This is a genomic window from Actinopolymorpha singaporensis (genome assembly GCF_900104745.1).
GTDB classification, from domain to species: domain Bacteria; phylum Actinomycetota; class Actinomycetes; order Propionibacteriales; family Actinopolymorphaceae; genus Actinopolymorpha; species Actinopolymorpha singaporensis.
Map to the genome: position 1 here is coordinate 1,095,220 of NZ_LT629732.1, position 19,160 is coordinate 1,114,379.

Consider the following 19,160-nt stretch of genomic DNA (forward strand, 5'->3'; position numbering starts at 1 on the left):
CTGGCTGCCCTACGCGGGCTCCCCGTCAGCGGGTCGCTCGTCGAAGGCGGCCTCCACGACGTACGCCGGCACCTGGTCGGGTTCGGCGAGCACGGCCGCGACGGCGTACCGAAGGTCCCACCGGCCGCTCGCCCAGGCCAGCGCCCGGGCGAGCCCGGCACCTGTGGCCGCGTGCGGGCGCCCGTCGTCGTCCACCCACCACTCCACCGACTGACCGTCGACGTGCAGGTCGTCGTACTCCCGCCAGCTCGTGGGCACGTCCGGGAGCAGCAGGCGGACCGCCTCCGGCACCGGGCGTTCGCCGCCGTCACCCGCAGGCTCTCCCTCGACCTCACCGGCGGCGAGCTCGGAGGCCAGCGGCAGGTCGAGGAGTTCGGCGAGATTGTCCGCGGCCTCGCCGGTCGCCACGACCTGCTCGCCCAGGTCGGTGCGCTGCGCCCACATCGGTGCGTCCACGACCACCGCGTCGTCGGCGTCGACCACCCGGGTCTGCCGGCCGGCCAGGACGCGGACGCGCTCCGGGGCGGAGTCCGTGCCCAGCAGCTGCGGGTCGAGTGAGCCGAGCTGCGCCCACAGCCGCACCATCGTCGGCGCGTCCACGACCAGGGCGGGGTCGGCGAGCCGGTGCAGGATCCGGCGCAGGCCTGCGCTGTCCAGGTCGTCGGCGGTCCGGACGAGGCCGATCGCCTGCCGGGCCGCCGGGTCGAACGCCGCCAGCCAGGCCGGGGCCGGGCGGGCCAGCGCGGCGATCGCGGGTTCGGCGTCGGGGTCGGCGTACGCGGGGATCGGCAGGCCGTCGACGTGGACGTGCCGTCGGATCCACCAGGCGGAGTACGACGGGACGTCCACCGCAGGCAGCTCCGGCCGGCGCGGGTCCCGCAGCCGCGCGGGAACCACCAGTGCCCGGCGCAGTGCCGGCTCGGCGACCAGCAGCGCGAGTGCCCGCGGCCAGGCGTCCTCGCGTACGAAGTCGACGTCGCGCACGGCGAGGAACTCACCGACCGTTCCGCCGCCGTCGCCTGCCTCGAGCTCGTCGGCGGCCTCGCTGGCCCAGGTCTCGATGTCGTCGAGTTCGGCGAGTTCGTCCGGCGGGGCGGTGAGGTCGACGTCGGAGGCGGTGACCAGACCGAGCGTGCCCACCACGCCGGCCGCCTCCAGCACCTGCGGACCCCAGCGTTCGAACACCGCCCGATCGAGCGGAGCGAGGTCCTCGGGGTCGAACAGCTCCTCCGCCCGCGAGCCGGGGAGGACGAGTGCGCTGGCGGGGGCCAGTTCGCCGGTGTCGTCGGGCAGGGCGAGGTCGCCGAGCCACGGCAGCTCACCGGGCTGCAGTCCCCCGGCGCGCACCGCGGCGGCGACCAGGGCGAGCACCGCGTCGGCGACCTCGGCCGGCTCGTCGGCGTCCGGGGAGTCCTGGACCGCCGCCCGGACCGCTCCGTCGTCGAGGATCCCGCGCGGACTGGCGGGTGTCGCGCCGAGGCGTTCGAGGATGTCGAACGCGGGTTCGGCCGCGGCCACGGGATGGATCAGCCGAAGGCCGTACGACGCGAGGACGCCCGTCGTCTCCTCGGGGAGTTCGGCGCCGCCGGGCAGCAGCAGGCCACGCGCACCGCGGGCGACCCGGCCGTCGGCCAGCGGGATCGGCAGCGCGCCCAGCGCCTCCCGGCGTTCGGGGTCGGCGGCGGCACCGGCGAGGGCGACGTACAGGTCGTGCCACCAGTCCGGCGGGTGCGCGTCGGCCACCGCGCCGAGTTCGTCGACCAGGTCGGCCAGCGGAAGCCGGCGTACGCCGAGCGCGTCGAGGGCTGAGCCGTGCCGGGGCTCCGGGGCGACCAGCCCGCCGACCACGGACGCGAGAGTGCGTACGAGCACCGGGTCGGCGTTGTCGACGACGACCGCCTCCCGCGGGCGCAGCAGGAGGTGCGGGTCCTCCGCCGACGGCAGCAGCGGCGTGCCCGGGAGCCGCTGGGCGATGGCGTCGCGCAGGGCGCCGTCGAGCCGGCCCGCCGGCAGGCCGAGGGGCACGAGGTCGAGCGGGTCGGCACCGGACTCGGCGCGGGCGCGGGCGAGTTCGGCGTACGCCGCGGCCGCCTCCTGCACCAGCCGGTCGGTGAGCGGACCGGGTGCGACGTGCCGGCGGGTCGGGTCGAGCGGGAACGACGCCAGCAGAAGGGCCGGGACCGACAGGGGTTCGTCGGTCGGCGTGGGCGCGTGTACGACCCGCGGCAGCGCCGACTGGGCGGTCCACCCTCCACCGAGCGGGTCGACCGGCGCGGCGTCGCGGGGCACCGCCCACAGCACCGACCAGTACGGCCGGTCGCGTTCCTCGGTGGGGCGGTCCGCCAGCAGCGTGGCGCGTTCGGCGTCCGTCCAGGTTCCGCCGGCCCGGACGGTGTGCCAGCGCGCGGCGGCGTCGGACAGCACACGTACGGGTGCGGTGCCGGTGTCGATCTCGACCCGGTCCAGGTGGGGCAGAGCCAGCAGCAGGGTGTCGTCGACCTCGGCCAGCAACTCGCGTACCAACTCCGCCGCGGCCTCGTCGCGCAGCGGCAGCACCACGGCCGTGTCGAACCCCTCCGGCGGCTCGCCCTCCGCGGGGAACGGCAGCCGCAACGCCGGCACCTGGCCCCCGCGCCGGCGTACCTCCGTGTCCAGTCCGGTCGCCTCTCGCGCGGCCTCGGCGACCAGCGCGGCGGTGTCGGCGCGGGAGAACCGCACCCCGCCGGACCGGGACAGCACGACCGGCTCGTCGGTGACCGCGAGCACGGCCGCGAACCCGACCCCGAACCGGCCGACGGCCGACTCGACCGGCTCTAACGGCTCGACCGGCTCCAGCGGCTCTAGCGGCTCTAGCGGCTCGGACAACTCTGAGGGCTCACCGGGACGGACAAGGCCGGTCGGTCGGGCCAGTCCGGTCGGTTCGGTCGGTTCGGTCGGTTCTGCGCGCTTGGCGGAGGCCCGCAGCGTCGCCAGCGACTGCACCCCGTCGGCGGTCAGCCCGGCGCCGGTGTTCTCCACGACGAGGACGGGTCCGCCGGACGCGGACCACGCCGGAGCGTCGTCGCGCAACGTGAACCGGACGACGCCGGGTACGCCTGCACGCGCGGCGGCGTCGGCGGCGTTCTGTGCCAACTCGACGACCAGCCGGTCGCGGTAGCCGCCGAGCGCCAGGTCCTCCTCGGCGTTGGCGTCCTCCCGGAAGCGCGCCGGTGACGCCGACCAACCGGCCAGCACCCGGTCGCGGATCTGCCCTGTCGCAAACGGATCGCTCACCGTAGGCATTATCGACCCGCCCGGACCTGCCCGCGGCCGGGGCCTGCGGGCAGGTCCGGCGCGATTCACGCGATTCACGCGGATAGGGTTGGGCTCGCCGCGACTGGCGCGGATGGATCCGACCATCGGGAAGCGGCGAACCGGCCTCGGTCGACTCTGGGGCCTGGACCGGCCTCGACCGCCTGGGGGCCTCGGTCTGCAGCATCCACCTGCGACCGAGGGAGAACCCCGATGCAGCTGCGGTACGGCATGAATCCCCACCTGCCGGCGTCCGTGACGCCCGTACGACCCGGCGAGTGGCCGCTCGAGGTGGTCAACGGCACGCCGTCGTACCTCAACCTGCTGGACGCGCTGGCCGGCTGGCGGCTGGTCAGGGAGGCCGCCGACCTGTTTGGCCGGCCCGCCGCCGCGTCCATCAAGCACCTGTCCCCGGCCGGCGCCGCCCTCGACGGCCCGGTGGACGAGGTGGCGGCGACCACCTTCGGCGTGGGCGGCAGCGTCGACGCGGCGGGGCTGAGTCCGGTGGCACGGGCCTACGTACGTGCACGGGACACCGACCCACAGTCGTCGTACGGCGACGTCATCGCGGTGTCCGCGCCCGTCGACGTGACTCTCGCCCGGCTGTTGCGCCGCAAGGTGTCGGACGCGATCATCGCCCCGGCGTACGAGCAAGGCGCGGTTGACATCCTGGCGCCCAAGAAGAGCGGGCGTTTCCTCGTCCTGCGGACGGATCCGGCGTACGAGCCTCCTGAGGAGGAGGTCCGCGAGCTCCACGGCCTGCGCCTCGTCCAGCCCGTCGACAAGCTGAGGTTGACACCCGAGCTCGTACGCGTGGACACGGCGGGGCAGCCGCTGCCGGCACACGCCGTCGAGGACCTGCTGTTCGGCCAGGTCGTACTCCGGCACACCCAGTCGAACTCCGTCGTCTACGTGCGCGCCGGCGTGACCCTCGGCGTCGGCGCCGGTCAGCAGTCCCGGATCGCCTGCACCCGGATCGCCGGGGCGAAGGCCGACGCCTGGTGGGAGCGCCGCCACGAGCGGCCGGCCGACGTCGCGTTCGGGTCGGACGCGATGGTGAACTTCCGCGACAACGTGGACGAGGCCGCCCGGCACGGCGTGCGGTGGTTCGCCGAGCCGGGCGGTTCGATCCGCGACGACGAGGTGGCCCGGGCCTGCCACGAGCACGGGATCAGGCTCGTCCGGACCGGAGTACGCCTCTTCCGGCACTGAGGCCCTGGCGGGTCTCAGCCACGGGCGAGGACGGTGCGCAGGGCCCGGCCGAGCTCGGCCCGGGCATCGGTGCCGGCGGGCGCCTCGGCCGACCGCCAGGCGACCACCCCGCCCGGGCGGACCAGCACCGCACCGTCGGCACCGGTCCCGTGCCGTGCCGGACCGTCGGCGGCGGTCAGGTCGGAGCCGAAACGGTACGTCCCCGACCGGCACCTCCAGCCCGGCCGACACCGACCCAGCCGCGTCGGTCCGTGCCTGCCCGGCCGGCCCGGCGAGCAACACGAAGTCCCGTCCGTACAGGTCGAGCGTGGAGATCTCCGCACCGGCGTGCCCGACCACGACGTGCGGTGCCCGGGTGCCGGGCTGCCCGGACAGCGCGCCCTGTGGCAGCGGCGACGCGTCCTCGTCGGCGCCGACCACCGCGGCGGAGCGGTACTGGTAGCCCATCGCGACCGCGGAGTACTCCAGCATCTGCACGTCCGCGTCGGGCCCCATCCGGTTACCGAACCGCGCGTACGCCTGCTCCATGGTGAGGCGGCGTCGCCGACCAGGAAGACCCGGCCGGCGGCGCGGGAACGGACAAGTGTCGGTGGTCCCTGCCAAGGTGTTCTCGTGCTGGTACCGCGGCGTCCCACGCCCGCCGCGGTGCCGAGCACGGAGCAGCACCGCAGGACCACGCGGCAAGCAGTGAGCGCGCAGGTCAGCGACTCAGCTGCGACCCTCCCGCACACGGGCCAGCCAGTCCGCCGCGCCCCGGAAGTCGGCGTCGGTGGTGCCAATGCGCAGGTCGATCCGGGCGCCGTCCGCGCGCGGATACGACCCGAGGAAGCGCACCTCCGCGCACACCCGGCGCAGGCCCATCAGCGCCTCGCCGACCCGCGCCTCATCGACGTGCCCCTCGCAGTCGATGGAGAAGTTGTACCGGCCGATGCCGTCACCGGTCGGCCGGGACTCGATCCGGGTCAGGTTGACCCCGCGTACGGCGAACTCGTCCAGGATCTCCAGCAGCGCTCCCGGGTGGTCGTCGCGGATGAACGCCACCAGGGACGTCTTGTCGGCACCGGTCATCGGCCCCGGTGCGGCCGGCCGGGTGGCCAGCACGAACCTCGTCACCGCGTCGGCGTTGTCCTCGATCTCGTTCGCGAGCACGTCGAGCCGGTACCGCTCACCCGCGATCCGGGGTGCCACCGCCGCGTCGAACTCCGACCCCTCCTCCGCGACGGCGGCCGCCGCGGCGGCCGTGGACGAGGCCAGCGTCACCTCCGCCTGCGGGAGGTTGTCGGCCAGCCACCGCCGGCACTGCGCGGCGGCGTGCGGGTGGGTGCTGATCCGCTTGCAGTCGGCCAACTGGGTGCCGGGCCGGGCCAGCAGCGCGAACGACACCGGCAGCAGGATCTCCCGGGTGATCATCAGGTGGCCGCCGGCAAGCTCGTCCAGTGTGACCGGGACGCCGCCCTCGACGGAGTTCTCGATGGGTACGACCGCACCGTCGGCCGTGCCGGAGCGTACGGCGTCCAGGGCGGCGGGGACGGTCGCGCAGGGTTCGGGGTCGATCCGGTCGAGGTGGGGCAGGGTGCGCAGGGCCGCCTCGGTGAAGGTCCCGGCGGGGCCGAGGTAGGCGTACCGGACTCGTGCGGCTTCGGTCACGCTCCGAGAGTAGACCGGCAGGTTCGATCAGCCCCGCCAGGCCCGGGCCCACAGGAGCGAGGACCCAGGAGCAAGGACCCAGGAGCGAGGCCTGGGAGCGACGCTCGGCAGCGAGGCCCGGGGAGGTCGCCCGCCCCGCCCCGGCTCAGGCGTCGGAACGTTCCACCCTCCCGGCGACCCCGTCCAGGATGAGTTCGAGCCCGAACGCGAAGTCGGCGTCGCTCGCGGCCGTGTCGGAGGTGTCCGGCGGCGAGGCCTCGAACAGCCCGGACGAGAACATCTGGGCGGTCTGCGGAAAGCGCCCGGGCTCGACGAGTCGTTCCAGTGCCCGGCCGTACGCGCGCTCGGCCTCGACCTGCCCCTGCCCCTCGGCCCTGCCCTCGGCGAGCTCACCGGACTGGCGTACCGACTGGGCGACGTAGCCGCTGACCAGCAACAGGATGCCCATCTTGGCCCCCCAGTCCAGGTGGGTGCCGGACAGAACCTTCAGTGCCGCCTCCATCCAGGCAACCTGGTGTGGCCCGGCCGGCGGCCCGGAGACAGGTACCCGGGTCAGCCACGGCCGGCGCCGGAACACTTCGCGCTGCGCGTACGCCCAGGTACGCAGCCCTTCCCGCCAGTCCCGCGAATCGATACTCGGCGGCTCGCCCAGGGCGGCGTCGGCCATCAGGGTGAGCAACTCGTCCTTGGACCCGACGTGCCGGTAGAGCGACATGCCGGTGAAGCCGAGGTTCTTGCCGACCCGGGGAAGCGTCACGCCGCCCAAGCCCTCGCGGTCGGCGATCTCCACCGCCGCGGCGACCACCTGGTTGACGTCGAGAGCCGCGGGCCGGCCGAGGCGCGAGGTCTCGGGGATTCGCCACAGCCGGCGTAGCGGCGCCGGCACGTAGTCGTCGTCGCTGCCCATGGCCCCCTCGTTCGCCCGGAATGTACCCGGGGGATGTGACCGCCATCCTGCCAGACGAGCTTAGTTTGTCTCTGATAGTTTGTGTCCGCAAGTTAGTCCGGAATCCAGGCAGGACCTGACCCCAGGGGGACACCATCAACGTCCACGTCGCACCGCAGACCCGCAGAGGGCCGGTCCGGCCCGCCGAACGCGCCCTCGCACCCGACCTGGCCCGAGGCGCGATGCTGTTGATCATCGCCGTGGCCAACGTCGCCGGGGTCGTCTTCGCGGGCGAACCGGGCCTCGACGCCACTCCGCACGGCGCCGAGCGCGTGATCGACTTCTGGCTCTTCGACCTCGTGCACGCCCGCGGCTATCCCGTCTTCGCCGTGATGTTCGGCTACGGGGTCGTCCAGCTCGCCCGCCGCCAGGAAGCCGCGGGAGCCACGCCGGAACACATCCGCTCGGTGCTACTGCGCCGCAACGCCTGGCTCGTGGTCTTCGGGCTCGTGCACGCCGTCTCGCTGTACTACGGCGACTTCCTCGCCGCCTACGGCATCGTCGGGATCGTGATGACACTGGTGCTGTTGCGCCGCGGCGACAGGTTCCACCGGATCGTGCCGGTGATCTGGGCGCTCATGCTGGTGGAGGTCGTGGTCATCGCGGCCCTGGTGACGAGCCGTCTCATCGTCGGAGGTTCGAGCGGCGCGGCCGGCCTTCCGTCCAAGCACGTCGACTCACTCGCCGCGACGAATTACGCGGCGTCCGTGCTGGACCGCCTCGGCGAGTGGCCCGTGCACACGCTGACCGTGCTGCCTTTCATCCTCATCACCTGGCTGGGCATGTGGGCCGCGCGCCGCCGCGTTCTCGAGGAGCCCACCCGTCACCGGACCCTGCTCAGGTGGACGGCAGGGCTGGGGTTGGGGATCGCCGTCGCCGGAGGCCTCCCGGCCGCCCTGATCGCCGCCGGGACGCTGCACGTCGACGAGTCGGCCGCGGGCCTGGCGCTCACCCTCCACGGAGCCAGCGGCATGTTCGCCGGACCTGGGTACGTGGCGCTCTTCGGGCTGGTCGCCGCGCGGGTGGCCCGGCCGGGACCGGTGGTCGGGGCCCTCTCCGCCCTGGGTCGGCGCTCGCTGTCGGGGTACCTGGCCCAGTCGGTGGCCTGGCTCGTCCTGCTGGCGCCGTTCACCCTCGCCCTCGGCGGCCGGTTCGGAAGCCCCACCGTGACCGGCCTGGTCGTCGCGGTGGCCGTCTGGCTCGGGACCGTCGTGGCCGCCGACCGGCTCGACCGGCGTGGTCGGCCGGGCCCGGCGGAGTACGTGCTGCGACGGCTGACGTACGGACCTCGTGGTCAGAGCGGGTTGTAGGGGGCATCCGAAGGGGGCCGACGGGCGCTGCTGGTCGGCGCCTGTTCCGGCTGATTGGCCCGGGATCGTCGGTCACCTTCGGCCCGGTCACCCGGTCCGCATGCTCCTACGTTGGACGCATGACGAACCAGCAGACCGGCACGTTCCACCAGACCGGCACCTCCCCCGCAACGCCGCCCACCACGTTGCCCACCACCAGCCCCACCCTCGCCCGGCGGCTCGGCCGTACCGACATCCAACCCAGCGCCCTCGGTCTCGGCTGCTGGGCGATCGGCGGGCCGTTCACGATGTTCGGCCAGCCCGACGGCTGGGGTGAGGTGGACGACGAAGAGTCGATGCGGGCGGTCCGCCGCGCACTCGACCTCGGAGTGACATTCTTCGACACCGCCGACGCGTACGGCACCGGGCACAGCGAACGCGTGCTCGGCCGGGCGCTCGGCGCCGCCCGCGAGCGGGTCGTGGTGGCCACGAAGTTCGGCTACACCCACGACGAGGAACGCCGCGACCTGACCGGCACCGACACCTCACCGGCGTACGTCCGGCGCGCCTGCGAGGCCTCGCTGCGGCGCCTGGGCACCGACTACATCGATCTGTACCAGCTCCATGTCGGTGACCTGCCGGTGAGCGAGGCGCTCGCGGTCATGGAGACGCTGGAGGACCTCGTCGCCGCCGGCACGATCCGGGCGTACGGCTGGAGCACCGACGACGCCGAGCGCGCGGAGTTCTTCGCCTCCGGCACGAACTGCGCGGCGATCCAGCACGACCTCAACGTGTTCCGCCCGGCCACCGACCTGCTCGCCACCTGCGCCCGGCACGACCTCACCAGCATCAACCGGACACCGCTCGCGATGGGCCTGCTCACCGGGAAGTACGGCGCGGGCTCCCAGCTTCCGGCCGACGACGTACGCACGGTCTCGACCTGGCAGCCGTGGTTCGACGGGGGCCGGCCGTCGCCCACTCTGCTGGCCAAGCTGGACGGCGTACGCGAGATCCTTCGCAGCGGTGGTCGGACGTTGGCACAGGGCGCGCTGGCCTGGATCTGGGGCAGCAGTGACCGGACGATCCCGATCCCCGGCTTCCGCACCGTCGCCCAGGTGGAGGACAACGCGGGCGCGCTCGCGCACGGTCCGCTCACGGCGGCGCAGGTCGCCGAGGTGAACGCCCTGCTGCGCGGCCCGGACGACGAGACCGTGTGACGCGAGAGTGGGACGCCGAGACGGTGCGCGGGTGGACGCGGGCCGGGCGTCAGGCCCGGGCGATGGCGTCGACGTGGGCGACATTGGCCCGGTCGTCGGCCTCCTCGCTCGGCCGACCCTCGAACCACGCGTCCAGAATCTCGGTCAGCAGCGGCCCGGAGACCACCCGGAGGCTGAGGGCAAGGGCGTTCGCGTCGTTCCAGCGCCGCGCACCGGTGGCGGTGTAGGCGTCGGCGCACAGGGCCGCCCGCACACCCGGCACCTTGTTGGCGGCGATCGACGCTCCGGTACCCGTCCAGCAGCACACGACGGCCTGGTCGGCGCGGCCGTCGGCGACGTCACGGGCCGCCGCCTCACTCGCCCAGGCCCAGTCGTCACGGTCGTCAGCGTCACCGGGGTTCAGCGCGCCGTGGGTCAGCACGTCGTGGCCGCGCCGGCGAAGGTCGGCGACCAGTGCGTCGGCGACACCGGCCGCCATGTCGGAGGACACCGAGATGCGCATGTCGGTGACCGTACTCCGAAAGACCCCCGAGACGACACGTCGGTGGGCCCCCGGGGAAGCCCGGAGCCCACCGACACCATGCCGAACAGTTCGGCCGCGTTCGTTCCACGTGGAACGAACGCGGCCGGACCGTTGTCAGAGCTCGACGATCAGGCTTCGCGCTCGGACCGGTCGCCGGACCATTCGAGGTGGAACGAACCCTCCGCGTCGGTACGGCGGTAGGTGTGCGCACCGAACAGATCGCGCAGCCCCTGCAGCAGGGCCGCCGGCAGCCGGTCGCGGCGCAGCGCGTCGAAGTACGACAGCGCGGCACCGAAGCCGGGCACCGGGACACCGGCGGCGGCCGCGGTCGCGACCACCCGGCGCCAGGCCTCCTGACCCTCGTTGACCGTCCGCGCGAAGTACGGGTCGACCAGCAGCGAGGGCAGGTCGGGCGTCTTCTCGTACGCCTCGCGGATCCGGTCCAGGAAGCGCGCCCGGATGATGCAGCCACCGCGCCAGATGGTGGCCATCGCGCCGAGGTCGATGTTCCAGTCGTAGGCCTCCGCGCCGGCCCGGATCATGTCGAACCCCTGGGCGTAGGCGACCACCTTCGACGCGTACAGCGCGCGGCGAACGTCCTCGACGAACTGGTCGGCATTGTCGACGGCCACCTTCTCCGACGGCTCCGACGGCCCCTCGAGCACGCCCCGGGCCGCGTCGCGCTGCTCGGCGTGACCGGACACCGATCGAGCGAAGACCGCCTCGGCGATGCCGGACACCGGGGTGCCGAGGTCGAGCGCGATCTGCACCGTCCAGCGGCCGGTGCCCTTCTGCTCGGTCTGGTCGAGCACCTTGTCGACGAACGCGCCCTCGCCGCCACGCGGGTCCTTCGCGGCAAGGACCTCCGCGGTGATCTCGATCAGGAACGACTCGAGGTCGCCGGTGTTCCACGTCCGGAAGATCTCGGCCAGCTCGTCGGGCGTCTTGCCCAGGACCGTGCGCAGCAGGTCGTACGACTCGCCGATGAGCTGCATGTCGGCGTACTCGATGCCGTTGTGCACCATCTTCACGAAGTGCCCGGCACCGTCGGCGCCGACATGGGTGCAGCACGGCGTGCCGTCTACCTGTGCGGAGATGGACTCCAGGATCGGTCCGAGCGTCTTGTACGCCTCGGCGGTGCCACCGGGCATGATGCTCGGGCCGTTCAGCGCGCCTTCCTCGCCGCCGGAGATGCCGGTGCCGACGAAGTGCAGGCCGCGCTCGCGCAGCGCCGACTCGCGCCGGCGGGTGTCGATGAAGTGGGCGTTGCCGCCGTCGACCAGGATGTCGCCCGGCTCCAGCAACTCGGCCAGCTGGTCGATGACCTCGTCCGTACCCGCGCCGGCCTGGACCATGACGATGACCTTGCGCGGCCGCTTCAGGGAGCGGACCACGTCGGCGAGCGACTCGCAGGCGATGAAGTTGCCCTCGCCGCTGTACTCCGCGATCAGGGAGTCGGTGCGCTTCCGGGTGCGGTTGTGCACCGCGACCGTGTGGCCGTTCCGGGCGAGGTTGCGGGCCAGGTTGCGGCCCATGGTGGCCAGGCCGGTCACGGCGATGTCGGCCTTGTCCGGCGTCTCGGGCGTCTGCACGGACGCCTCCTTCTCGGACTGCTCCGGCTGCGCGGCCGTGCCGCCGGGCTCGGTCGTCGTTTCGGTCATGCCTTCGATCCTCTCGCTACGGGCGGCTCGATCCGCAGTCGGGTCGGTACCACGCCGGGTGGTTCGGGGAGCCGGAGCGGGCTGTGACCGGGAGTGATGCTCCCGAGGACGGTCGCCGTGTCCGCGCCGGTGCAGGCCGGGACCGTTCCGGTCACCCCGTGGAAGGTGAGAAATCCCAACAGGGCGAATGCATACGCCTCCTTCCCGTCGGACGGAAGCCCCAGGTCGTCGATCGGCCGAATCCGCACCGCGGCATCTCCGGCGCGGGCGAGTTCCCGGATCCGACGCATCAGCCAGCCGTTCCGGACCCCACCGCCCGACACGATCAGCTCGCCCACGCGGTGAGTGCCGCATTCGGTCGCCACCAGCCGGGCGGTCAGCTCGGTGACCGTGGCCACGATGTCGTCCGGGGCGAGGTCGGGTACGCCGAGCAGGGCGGCGTCGAGGTAGCCGCCGTGGAACAGCTCCTTGCCGGTCGACTTGGGCGGGGACCGGCGGAAGTACGGCTCGTCCAGCAGGGCGGCGAGCAGTTTCTCGCTCACCGAACCGGACGCCGCGATCTCCCCGTCGACGTCGTACGGCCGGCCGAAGTAGCGCCGGCAGGCGAGGTCGACGAGCGCGTTGGCCGGCCCCAGGTCGTACGCCAGTACGTCGCCGTCCGGCCGGACCAGCGTCAGGTTGGCGATGCCACCGAGGTTGAGCGCCGCACGTGCCGTCGGTCCCGGCGGCAGCAGGAGGACGTCGAGGATGCTGACCAGCGGCGCACCCTGCCCGCCCCGGGTGATGTCGCGGCTGCGCAGGTCGGAGACGACGGGGAGGCCGGTGCGTTCGGCGATCCACGCAGGCTGGCCGAGTTGCAGGGTGCCGCGGGCCCGGCCGTCGTCGATCCAGTGGAAGAGCGTCTGACCGTGGGACACAACGAGGTCTGCCCGCCCGTCGGCCAACTCCTCCGCGCCGCGGGCAGCCGCCTCACCGAACGCCTGGCCGAGCACGGTGTCCAGCCGGCACGCGTCGGCCATCGAGGTCTGGGCCGGCGGCAGGGCGGCGCCGACCAGTTCGCGGATACCGGGGTCCAGGGGGTAGCCGAGCGCGCCGAGGGGGTGGAGCACGATCTCGCTCCCGTCGAAGGCGAGGTCCGCGGCGGCGACGTCGATTCCGTCGTACGACGTACCGGACATCAGGCCGACCACCCGGGTCACCGGACCCTGCCCTGAACTCTGCTTTGGACTCTGCCCCGGCCCGGGTCCCGAGCGTTCGGGTCGGCCCACGTCTCCGCCTGCACTCGCTGCCGCCTCCCGCCCGTGAACGTTGCCCGGTGAAGGTTGCCCGGTGAATCTCACCCGGTCTGTCCTGTCGGCACGACAGACTACGGCGACCAGGACCACCCGCTCGCCCAGCGGCTGGAAGCGGCCATCGGCGCGAGTGATGTGTCGCCCCGGCGGCCGACCTCTGATTCGCCTTGATTTATATAAGTCGGCGGCAAAGGATGGCCGTGTCGCTCCGGTGCTCCCGCCGGGCCGAGGACGGAGGGGACCGCCATGGCAGCACGCGCCGACGTACGCACCGCTGCAGCCGGCGACGCAGGCAGCGGCAGCACGGACCTGCCCGCCGGCGAGGCCGCCGAGCTGGCGGCGGCTTCCTGGCCGGCCGTCCACGCGGGTACGCCGGCAACGGCCGGAGCCCGCCTGGAAGTCGTCCGCACCTACCCGCTCCCGTACGGCGAAGTGTGGTCGGCGGTCACCGAGCCGGAGCGGCTCGGCCGGTGGTTCGCCGACGTCACCGGCCACCTGCGGGTGGGCGGCACCTGGAACGCGACGTTCCCCCAGGGCTCGGCGTCCGGTGTCGTCGCCGAATGCGAGCCGGCGGCCCGGATCGTCACCTCCTGGCGGTGGGCCCACGAGCCGGGCGGCATCGCGCCGGGCCGGCTGACCGTGACCGTCGAGCCCGAGGCCGACGCCACCAGGCTGCTGCTCGTCCACGAGAGCGTCACCGGGAACGCGACCGGACAGGCCGCGGGCTGGTACGCACACCTCGCCGGGCTCGCGTCCCACCTGCGCGGCAAGGACCGGGGCGGGGCCGACTGGGAAGCGGAGTTCGCCCGGGCTCTCGGCGTGCTGCGCGCCCCGGGTGCCGGCGGCTCCAGGGTGTTCTGAAGGATCGACCCGTGCACGCCTTCGACGTTCTCGGCGATCCCGTACGACGGCGCATCCTCGAACTCCTCGCCGACGGCGAGCAGTCCGCGGGGGCGATCGTGGAGACGATCCGGGCGGAGTTCGGGATCAGCCAGCCGGCGGTGAGCCAGCACCTGCGGGTGCTCCGCGAGAACGGCTTCGCGCACGTCCGGGCCGAGGGCACCCGCCGCCTGTACGCCGTCGACACCGCGCCGCTGCGGGAGATCGACGAGTGGCTGGAGCGTTACCGCCGGTTCTGGACGCAGCGGTTGGACGCGCTCGGGACCGAACTCCGCCGCGGCCGGCGCGCCCGCGGCGAGGATTCCTAGGGGCCGGCACCGCGGTCGGCGTACCCCTGCAGCGCCGCGCCGAGCGCGCGTACCTCCGCCCGCAACTCGGCCGGACGGCGCACCTCGAACGGCCAGCCGAGGCCGGCCAGCATCAGCGCGGCGCCGGCGAGACGTTCGGCCCGCATGGTCAGCAGGACTCCGCCGTCCACCTCCGCGAGTGTGGCCAGCGTCGCGGGGATCCGCCGGCGTACGTCGGCCAGCGGGGCGTCAAGGACCACCTCGACCTCGTGCGCCCACGGAACCCGGGCCAGCGACTCGCTCACCCGGGCGACCGGATCGAAGCCGGCCGGTGGGTCGAAGCCGATGTCGGTCGTGGTGGCCGCGAGGATCCGGTCCACCCGGAAGGTGCGCACCTCGTCGCGCCGGTGGTCGTGGCCGGTGACGTACCACCTGCCCTGGTCGACGACCAGGCCGTACGGGTCGAGGTCACGCTCGGACCGCTCGCCGCCGCGGCCCGCGTAGACCAGGTGCACCCGTCGCCGGCGCCGCGCGGCGGACGCGAGGGTGAGGACCACCTCGGTCGGCGGCACTTCGCCGGACCGGGGGGGCCTGGTCAGGCCGAGGGTCTTCTGCACGGCGGTCACCCGGTCGCGAACGGCCTGGGGCAGGACGCGGGAGATCTTGGCCAGCGCACTCTCGGTCGCGGTCGCCGTCGTGGAGGTGGCCGGACCGGCGGCGCGCGCCGCGACAAGCCCGAGCACGACGGCGGTGGCCTCGTCGTCGGTCAACATCAGCGGGGGCAGCTTGTAGCCCGGACGCAGGCGGTAGCCGCCGTAGCGGCCGCGTTCGGCCTCGACCGGTACGCCGAACTCGGTCAGCCGGGTTGCGTACCGGCGCACGGTGCGCTCGTCGACGCCCAGCCGGTCGGCCAACTCGGCGCCGCCGAGCCGATGGTGGGCCTGCAGGAGTTCGAGCAGGGCGAGCATCCGGGTCGTGGGGTGGGGCCGGTCGGCGGACGACGGGTTCGGCGGCATGTTTCCAGGATGCCGCGTAATGCGGGCGGATTCGGTCCGGATTCGGTTCTACGGTGGCCGGCGTGGGCTTGAACAGCCGACTTCTCCGCTCTCCCGAGCGTTCCCGAAAGGAATCCGCAGATGGCCACCTACGTACTCGTCGCCGGCAACTGGCTCGGCGCCTGGGCCTGGTCGAAGGTCACCGCGCGCCTGCGCGCCGCCGGCCACGACGTCCACCCCGTCACGCTCACCGGCCTGGGCGACCGGGTGCACCTCACGTCCCGGGAGGTCGACCTGGACACCCACATCGCCGACGTCGTGAACACGATCGAGTACGCCGACCTGCACGAGGTGATCCTGGTCGGCCACAGCTACGGGGGCTTCCCGGTGACGGGCGCGGCCGAGCGCATGCCGGACCGGCTCGCGCGCCTGGTCTACGTCGAGAGCGGGCCGCTGCCCGACGGCACCTCCCAACTGGACATGACCGGACCGGAGGAGCGCGAAGCGATACTGCGGCGCATGAAGGAGCGCGAGGACGGCTGGCTCCTTCCGCCGCCCTCCCCGGCCGAACTCGCCTCCGGCGTACCGGTGTACGCCGGGCTCGACGAGGCGGCCCGGGCGTCGTTCACCGCCCGTGCCGTGCCGCAGCCGCTCAACGCCAACGCCCAGCCACTCCGGCTCGCCGACGACGGGCGGCGCCACGGCCTGCCGCACACCCTGGTCACGTGCATGTTTCCCGTGGAACAGGTGCGGGCGATGGTTGCCGAGGGCCATCCGTACTTCGCCGGGTTCGCGGGCAAGGAGTGGACCTACGTCGAGCTGCCGACCGGACACTGGCCGATGCTGTCCGAACCGGAGCGGCTGGCGCAGGCGCTCGCCGACCTGAGCTGAGCGACCCGATCTCTCCGAGGCAGAGGTGGCCGAGGTGGCCTACTTCGAGCCGGTGGAGCCGGTCGAGCTGGACGAGGTGTTCGAGGCCCCGGCGAAAGAGCCGTACCGGTCGCCGACCGCGGGCGGCAGCGCGTCCAGCTCGGCCAGCGCGTCGGCCGGGAGTTCCAGGTCGCCGGCGGCGGCGTTCTCCTCGAGGTAGCGCAGGCGCTTGGTGCCGGGGATGGGAACGACGTAGCGTCCCTGGGCGACCACCCACGCGAGCGCGACCTGGCCGGGGGTGGCCCCCACGCGCTCGGCCACCGCGCGGACCTTCGTCACCAGCGCCTGGTTGGCGTCGAACGCCTCGCCCTGGAAGCGCGGCAGCTGCCGGCGCATGTCGCCCTCGGGCAGGTCGGCCGCGGAGGTGATCGCGCCGGTGAGGAACCCACGCCCGAGCGGTGAGAACGGCAGGAACGCGATCCCCTGCTCCTCGGTGTAGGGCACGACGTCGTCGAGCTGGCCGCGGGTCCACAGCGACAGCTCGGACTGGACGCTGGCCACCGGGTGGATCGCCTGCGCCTCCCTGATCTCGTCCAGCGTCGCCTCGGACAGTCCGATCGCCCGGACCTTGCCCTGTTTCACGAGTTCGGCCAGCGCGCCCCAGCTCTCCGCCAGCGGCACGGCCGGGTCGACGCGGTGCAGCTGGTAGAGGTCGATGTGGTCCACGCCGAGGCGGGCGAGGCTGCCCTCGATCGCGCCGCGGATGTACTCCGGCCTGGCGTTGCGGTGGAGCTGGCGCGCACCGTCCGGGATCAGCCCGACCTTGGTGGCCAGCACCGCCCGGTCACGCCGGTCGCGCAGTGCCCGGCCGACGAGCTGTTCGTTGGAGTACGGGCCGTACGCGTCGGCGGTGTCGATCAGCGTGACGCCGAGGTCGAGCGCACGGTGGATCACCTTGATCGAGGCGGCGTCGTCACGGTCGGCCTCGGTGTACGCCCAGGACATTCCCATGCAGCCCAGGCCGATCCGGCCGACCTGCGGACCTTCGGCACCGAGCGTCGTCGTTCGCATCGTTTACAGGCCCCTTCCACCCTGGCGGACAGTCACACCGTCGAGCCTGCCAGACCGGCCGCGGGCCGCCCAACGACAGTCCGCCGCAGTTCAGCGTGGATCCGGCGCGCCTACGTCCCTTGACACTGCCCGTCAAGTAACTTGACGATACAGGTCAAGTGACTTGACCTTCTGTGTCAAGCTGCAGGCGTAAGCGAGGAGACACGCATGAGCGCCGCCGACCGGGAACACCGAGAGCTCGCCGCGCACCTGCTGCAGCTCCTGGAACGGCGACTCTTCGATCCGCTGGAGATCCTGCTCGGCACCGGCCCACAGCTGGACGAGCTTCGCGACCGCGCGGCCATCCAGGCGGCGGCGTGGGCGTCCGACCTGCTCGACGACACCGAACGCCAGGCCGCCCACACGCTGGCCCGGCTGGTGGGCACCCTCTGGCCCGGTGACGAGGTGTTCGACCCGCCCGCCTCGTGGTGGCGGACGCCGCTGGGGCAGGTCGCCGTGCGCCGGGTCGGCCACCCGACGGCGGCGGCGGTGACGTACGCCGTGGCCGGCGCGATGCTCGGCGTCACCCGGCAGGGCGTACACGACCTGCTCACCCGGGGAAAGCTGGACCGTCACCCCGACGGCGGCGTCACCGTCGCGTCGGTTCGCGAACGGCTCCGCCTGCGCGAGGCCGCTTACCGAGGCTGGTGACCGTCAACCCAGGCTTGCCGACGTCAGTCATCCCTTGCCCGGTGTCCATCGCCATCATCAACTCGGCCCCGGCCACCCATGCCCGGCCACCCTGCCCGGCCACCCATGCCCGGCCACCCTGCCCGGCCACCCATGCCCGGCCACCCATGCCCGGCCACCCTGCCCGGCCACCCTGCCCGGCCACCCTGCCCGGCCACCCATGCCCGGCCACCCTGCCCGGCCACCCTTGCCTGGCCACCCTTGCCTGGCCACCCTTGCCTGGCCACCCTGCCCGGCCACCCTGCCCGGCAAACTGCCACGCTCAGTACGGAGGAACTCGCCATGTCCACCTCTCCCGTCAACGCTGTAAGGGATCTCGTGGTCGACACCGGTCCCGTCCCCATCGCCGTACGAGACTTCGGCGGCGCCGGCCGGTCACTCCTCCTGTTGCACGGCGCCGGCGGCAACCTCGCGGTCTGGACGTCGTTCGCACGGCTGCTGACGCCGGACTTCCGCGTTGTCGCGCCGGACCTGCGTGGGCACGGCCGTTCGGGCAGCGGGCCGTGGACCTGGGCAGACGTGCTCGCCGACCTCGAGGCCGTCGTCGAGCACCTCGGCCTGGCCGACCCCGTGGTCGTCGGGCACTCCCTGGGCGGCTGCCTGGCCGCATGGTGGGGGCGAACCCACCCCGACTGTCCGGCGGTCGTCGACCTCGACGGACATCGTGGCGCCGAGACCAGCCCGGACAACTACCCGGGGCTGGATCCGGGGCAGGTCACCCGTGACCTCGCCGCACTGTCCCAGGTCTTCACCGACCAGGCGGCGGCAATGGCCGAGCCGCTCGCGCCGAAGCAGGTCGCGGCGATGCGCGAGCGCCTGGTCGGCGCGATGACCGCGACGGGGCTGCCGCCCGAGCAGGCGAACGAGCTGTTCGACCGTGGGCTGGTCGTACGCGAGGGCCGGACCTTCCTGCGGCCGGAGGCGGAGACCGTGCAGGAGATCCGGCCGCTGTTGCGGGACGGCGACCTGCTGGACACCCTCCACGAGGTGCGCAGCCCGACCCTGCTCTGCGTGGCCACGAAGGACCTCCCCGCCGCGCAGGCGTTCGGTGACCTGATGGCTGCGTACCGGCGAGGGCTCGACCGCGACCTGGACCTGCTGGAGGCGGCCCACCCTGCGGTCACCGTCAGGCGGCTGGACACGAGCCACGCGATGCCGCTGGAGCAACCGGCCCTGGTCGCCGGGTTGGTACGCGACTTCGTTGCCGCGCACCTCTGACCGGCCCGCGTG

17 protein-coding genes and 1 riboswitch are annotated in these 19,160 nt (G+C 73.3%); of the genes, 8 read left to right on the top strand and 9 right to left on the bottom strand.

All coding sequences use genetic code 11. The features are described 5' to 3' along the window. Positions 1-9: 9 nt before the first annotated feature. Positions 10-3,273 (bottom strand): hypothetical protein, encoded by a 3,264-nt coding sequence (locus tag BLU27_RS29775; protein WP_197681693.1) that lies wholly within the window; start codon positions 3,271-3,273, stop codon positions 10-12. An 89-nt stretch (positions 3,274-3,362) separates the two neighbouring features. Further along, positions 3,363-3,468, top strand: a riboswitch (ZMP/ZTP riboswitch). A 36-nt stretch (positions 3,469-3,504) separates the two neighbouring features. On the opposite strand from BLU27_RS29775, the gene BLU27_RS05045 reads away from it, so the two are divergent. Further along, positions 3,505-4,503, top strand: a complete 999-nt coding sequence (locus BLU27_RS05045; protein ID WP_092650990.1) for a 5-aminoimidazole-4-carboxamide ribonucleotide transformylase — start codon at positions 3,505-3,507, stop codon at positions 4,501-4,503. A gap of 14 nt (positions 4,504-4,517) precedes the next feature. On the opposite strand, the gene BLU27_RS30975 is transcribed toward BLU27_RS05045, so the two are convergent. The 3 genes from BLU27_RS30975 to BLU27_RS05055 all read right to left on the bottom strand — a co-directional run bounded on the left by BLU27_RS30975 (position 4,518) and on the right by BLU27_RS05055 (position 7,057). Then, positions 4,518-4,631, bottom strand: coding sequence for a hypothetical protein (locus BLU27_RS30975; protein WP_338417591.1), 114 nt, complete (start codon positions 4,629-4,631; stop codon positions 4,518-4,520). A gap of 580 nt (positions 4,632-5,211) precedes the next feature. Beyond that, the gene (pheA, locus tag BLU27_RS05050) at positions 5,212-6,150 is read right to left on the bottom strand and encodes a prephenate dehydratase (RefSeq protein WP_092650992.1); all 939 of its coding nucleotides are present in this window, start codon (positions 6,148-6,150) and stop codon (positions 5,212-5,214) included. A gap of 145 nt (positions 6,151-6,295) precedes the next feature. Beyond that, on the bottom strand, positions 6,296-7,057 hold the full coding sequence (locus BLU27_RS05055; RefSeq protein ID WP_092650994.1) for a TetR/AcrR family transcriptional regulator: 762 nt from the start codon (positions 7,055-7,057) through the stop codon (positions 6,296-6,298). A gap of 221 nt (positions 7,058-7,278) precedes the next feature. Here BLU27_RS05055 and BLU27_RS05060 point away from each other — a divergent pair, with 221 nt between their 5' ends. Both BLU27_RS05060 and BLU27_RS05065 read left to right on the top strand, forming a co-directional pair. Then, a complete protein-coding gene (locus tag BLU27_RS05060; protein WP_092650996.1) occupies positions 7,279-8,406 on the top strand; it encodes a DUF418 domain-containing protein in 1,128 nt (375 codons plus the stop codon). 119 nt (positions 8,407-8,525) lie between these two features. Continuing rightward, positions 8,526-9,602 carry an aldo/keto reductase gene (locus BLU27_RS05065; protein WP_092650998.1) on the top strand — a complete coding sequence of 359 codons (1,077 nt, stop codon included), beginning with the start codon at positions 8,526-8,528 and terminating at the stop codon, positions 9,600-9,602. Positions 9,603-9,651: 49 nt separating this feature from the next. On the opposite strand, the gene BLU27_RS05070 is transcribed toward BLU27_RS05065, so the two are convergent. The 3 genes from BLU27_RS05070 to BLU27_RS05080 form a co-directional block, all read right to left on the bottom strand. Further along, entirely contained in the window at positions 9,652-10,104 is a 453-nt protein-coding gene (locus tag BLU27_RS05070) for an RpiB/LacA/LacB family sugar-phosphate isomerase (RefSeq protein ID WP_092651000.1), read from the bottom strand. Positions 10,105-10,253: 149 nt separating this feature from the next. Further along, positions 10,254-11,786 (bottom strand): NADP-dependent phosphogluconate dehydrogenase, encoded by a 1,533-nt coding sequence (gndA, locus tag BLU27_RS05075; protein ID WP_092651002.1) that lies wholly within the window; start codon positions 11,784-11,786, stop codon positions 10,254-10,256. Further along, the gene (locus tag BLU27_RS05080) at positions 11,783-12,985 is read right to left on the bottom strand and encodes an anhydro-N-acetylmuramic acid kinase (protein ID WP_241827787.1); all 1,203 of its coding nucleotides are present in this window, start codon (positions 12,983-12,985) and stop codon (positions 11,783-11,785) included. The genes gndA and BLU27_RS05080 overlap by 4 nt, the downstream gene beginning before the upstream one ends. 339 nt (positions 12,986-13,324) lie before the next feature. Here BLU27_RS05080 and BLU27_RS05085 point away from each other — a divergent pair, with 339 nt between their 5' ends. Together BLU27_RS05085 and BLU27_RS05090 are read left to right on the top strand one after the other, a co-directional pair. After that, positions 13,325-13,939, top strand: coding sequence for an SRPBCC domain-containing protein (locus tag BLU27_RS05085; RefSeq protein ID WP_092651004.1), 615 nt, complete (start codon positions 13,325-13,327; stop codon positions 13,937-13,939). An 11-nt stretch (positions 13,940-13,950) separates the two neighbouring features. After that, on the top strand, positions 13,951-14,286 hold the full coding sequence (locus tag BLU27_RS05090) for an ArsR/SmtB family transcription factor (protein WP_092651007.1): 336 nt from the start codon (positions 13,951-13,953) through the stop codon (positions 14,284-14,286). Here BLU27_RS05090 and BLU27_RS05095 read toward each other — a convergent pair. Then, positions 14,283-15,281, bottom strand: coding sequence for a helix-turn-helix transcriptional regulator (locus BLU27_RS05095; protein WP_092651009.1), 999 nt, complete (start codon positions 15,279-15,281; stop codon positions 14,283-14,285). The two genes, BLU27_RS05090 and BLU27_RS05095, sit on opposite strands and share 4 nt — an antisense overlap. A gap of 120 nt (positions 15,282-15,401) precedes the next feature. Between BLU27_RS05095 and BLU27_RS05100 the strand changes: the two genes are divergently transcribed. Next, positions 15,402-16,151, top strand: a complete 750-nt coding sequence (locus BLU27_RS05100) for an alpha/beta fold hydrolase (protein ID WP_092651011.1) — start codon at positions 15,402-15,404, stop codon at positions 16,149-16,151. 39 nt (positions 16,152-16,190) lie between these two features. Here the strand turns inward: BLU27_RS05100 and BLU27_RS05105 are convergent, their stop codons facing one another. Next, positions 16,191-17,201: an aldo/keto reductase gene (locus tag BLU27_RS05105; RefSeq protein WP_092651013.1), complete on the bottom strand. Its 1,011-nt coding sequence runs from the start codon at positions 17,199-17,201 to the stop codon at positions 16,191-16,193. A gap of 207 nt (positions 17,202-17,408) precedes the next feature. On the opposite strand from BLU27_RS05105, the gene BLU27_RS05110 reads away from it, so the two are divergent. Together BLU27_RS05110 and BLU27_RS05115 are read left to right on the top strand one after the other, a co-directional pair. Continuing rightward, complete coding sequence (locus BLU27_RS05110) at positions 17,409-17,891, top strand: hypothetical protein (RefSeq protein WP_092651015.1); 483 nt, start codon at positions 17,409-17,411, stop codon at positions 17,889-17,891. A 321-nt stretch (positions 17,892-18,212) separates the two neighbouring features. Further along, positions 18,213-19,148, top strand: a complete 936-nt coding sequence (locus tag BLU27_RS05115) for an alpha/beta fold hydrolase (RefSeq protein WP_157728244.1) — start codon at positions 18,213-18,215, stop codon at positions 19,146-19,148. Positions 19,149-19,160: the final 12 nt, after the last annotated feature.

Coding starts and splice junctions, on each gene's coding strand:
- BLU27_RS05045 (WP_092650990.1), top strand. CDS start 3,505: ATGCAGCTGCGGTACGGCATGAATCCCCACCTGCCGGCGTCCGTGACG.
- BLU27_RS05055 (WP_092650994.1), bottom strand. CDS start 7,057: ATGGGCAGCGACGACGACTACGTGCCGGCGCCGCTACGCCGGCTGTGG.
- BLU27_RS05060 (WP_092650996.1), top strand. CDS start 7,279: ATGCTGTTGATCATCGCCGTGGCCAACGTCGCCGGGGTCGTCTTCGCG.
- BLU27_RS05065 (WP_092650998.1), top strand. CDS start 8,526: ATGACGAACCAGCAGACCGGCACGTTCCACCAGACCGGCACCTCCCCC.
- BLU27_RS05070 (WP_092651000.1), bottom strand. CDS start 10,104: ATGCGCATCTCGGTGTCCTCCGACATGGCGGCCGGTGTCGCCGACGCA.
- gndA (WP_092651002.1), bottom strand. CDS start 11,786: ATGACCGAAACGACGACCGAGCCCGGCGGCACGGCCGCGCAGCCGGAG.
- BLU27_RS05085 (WP_092651004.1), top strand. CDS start 13,325: ATGGCAGCACGCGCCGACGTACGCACCGCTGCAGCCGGCGACGCAGGC.
- BLU27_RS05095 (WP_092651009.1), bottom strand. CDS start 15,281: ATGCCGCCGAACCCGTCGTCCGCCGACCGGCCCCACCCCACGACCCGG.
- BLU27_RS05100 (WP_092651011.1), top strand. CDS start 15,402: ATGGCCACCTACGTACTCGTCGCCGGCAACTGGCTCGGCGCCTGGGCC.
- BLU27_RS05105 (WP_092651013.1), bottom strand. CDS start 17,201: ATGCGAACGACGACGCTCGGTGCCGAAGGTCCGCAGGTCGGCCGGATC.
- BLU27_RS05110 (WP_092651015.1), top strand. CDS start 17,409: ATGAGCGCCGCCGACCGGGAACACCGAGAGCTCGCCGCGCACCTGCTG.
- BLU27_RS05115 (WP_157728244.1), top strand. CDS start 18,213: ATGTCCACCTCTCCCGTCAACGCTGTAAGGGATCTCGTGGTCGACACC.